At 56.0% G+C, this 1070-nt stretch carries 1 rRNA gene; it reads left to right on the top strand.

Annotated features, from left to right (window positions below):
• A 23S ribosomal RNA gene (locus M1203_RS38500) occupies positions 1 to 1070 on the top strand; the annotation flags it as partial.

The following is a 1070-nucleotide window of genomic DNA, read 5'->3' as shown; positions in this document are numbered from 1 at the left end:
TGAGCTTGGGGTGGCCGCAGAGACCAGCGAGAAGCGACTGTTTACTAAAAACACAGGTCCGTGCGAAGCCGTAAGGCGATGTATACGGACTGACGCCTGCCCGGTGCTGGAACGTTAAGGGGACCGGTTAGTCAATCTTCGGGTTGGCGAAGCTGAGAACTTAAGCGCCAGTAAACGGCGGTGGTAACTATAACCATCCTAAGGTAGCGAAATTCCTTGTCGGGTAAGTTCCGACCTGCACGAATGGCGTAACGACTTCTCGACTGTCTCAACCATAGGCCCGGTGAAATTGCACTACGAGTAAAGATGCTCGTTTCGCGCAGCAGGACGGAAAGACCCCGGGACCTTTACTACAGTTTGATATTGGTGTTCGGTTCGGCTTGTGTAGGATAGGTGGGAGACTGTGAAGCTTGGACGCCAGTTCAGGTGGAGTCGTCGTTGAAATACCACTCTGGTCGTGCTGGATGTCTAACCTGGGTCCGTGATCCGGATCAGGGACAGTGTCTGATGGGTAGTTTAACTGGGGCGGTTGCCTCCTAAAGAGTAACGGAGGCGCCCAAAGGTTCCCTCAGCCTGGTTGGTAATCAGGTGTTGAGTGTAAGTGCACAAGGGAGCTTGACTGTGAGACCGACGGGTCGAGCAGGGACGAAAGTCGGGACTAGTGATCCGGCGGTGGCTTGTGGAAGCGCCGTCGCTCAACGGATAAAAGGTACCCCGGGGATAACAGGCTGATCTTCCCCAAGAGTCCATATCGACGGGATGGTTTGGCACCTCGATGTCGGCTCGTCGCATCCTGGGGCTGGAGTCGGTCCCAAGGGTTGGGCTGTTCGCCCATTAAAGCGGTACGCGAGCTGGGTTTAGAACGTCGTGAGACAGTTCGGTCCCTATCCGCTGCGCGCGTAGGAGTCTTGAGAAGGGCTGTCCCTAGTACGAGAGGACCGGGACGGACGAACCTCTGGTGTGCCAGTTGTTCTGCCAAGGGCATGGCTGGTTGGCTACGTTCGGAAAGGATAACCGCTGAAAGCATCTAAGCGGGAAGCCTGCTTCGAGATGAGGGCTCCCACCTCCTT

This window comes from Streptomyces sp. 35G-GA-8 (genome assembly GCF_023534745.1).
GTDB lineage: Bacteria > Actinomycetota > Actinomycetes > Streptomycetales > Streptomycetaceae > Streptomyces.
Note: the sequence above shows the minus strand (reverse complement) of the source record. Positions and strands in the feature narration are given on the sequence as shown.